This is a genomic window from Wolbachia endosymbiont of Tuta absoluta, from assembly GCF_059414725.1.
Genome location: NZ_JBNRJY010000797.1, coordinates 1 through 677, shown reverse-complemented (window position 1 = coordinate 677; position 677 = coordinate 1). Strand labels below are relative to the sequence as shown.

Genomic DNA, 677 nt, shown 5'->3' with positions numbered 1-677 from the left:
CAAACACTGGATACGAGAGCAAAAAATCTATATTTAACAAAAATATCGCAACTAACAGTAATGACAGTTTAGTTTTAAACATTTTTCACCTTTTGATAAAACACAGGCAACCACATCTTTGGATCGATAAATTGTTGGTGTTATACGTAGCTAGGAACGTGAAGCCAGACCCTTGGTCACCTCTTACGTATCTACTGAATAGTATGAGTTCTTACGTTTGTACAGTGTTTTTTTCATATTAAAAGTTTATTTGTGCCAAACCGCAATATTTTTAACTAATCTACGGCTACGCTCTCTAAAAATGATGATAATTTATTGAATTAAGATTATTATTTCAAAGAGAACATACCAATTATAGACTTATTCTGTTTTTACTTATAATCCTTAATAATGATATACATCTACTGCTTAAGTATGCATTTTCAGATTTTAATTATCTAGAATAAAACTTCTTCTTTGTGTCCAGGTCTATATAATTTTTATTCAAAATTTTGTAAAGGACACGGCACTTCTAGTTGCCGTATTCAGATCGATCCTGCCTTAGCGTACCCTGGGGGAGTCCTACGTTCAGCAGTGGACTGTTGCAGGCTGTTATGATGTTTGGAATTATGTGACTTGTTTATTATTTGGTAGAGAGATTAGCCCTCTACGTTTTGGCTGGTTATGTCATCTTTTTA

General features: G+C 33.2%; 1 protein-coding gene. It reads left to right on the top strand.

Annotation, left to right across the window (positions count from 1 at the left end):
* Positions 1–242: hypothetical protein (locus ACJ5GX_RS08140; RefSeq protein ID WP_495292897.1), on the top strand; the 242-nt coding region annotated here is incomplete at its 5' end.
* Positions 243–677: the final 435 nt, after the last annotated feature.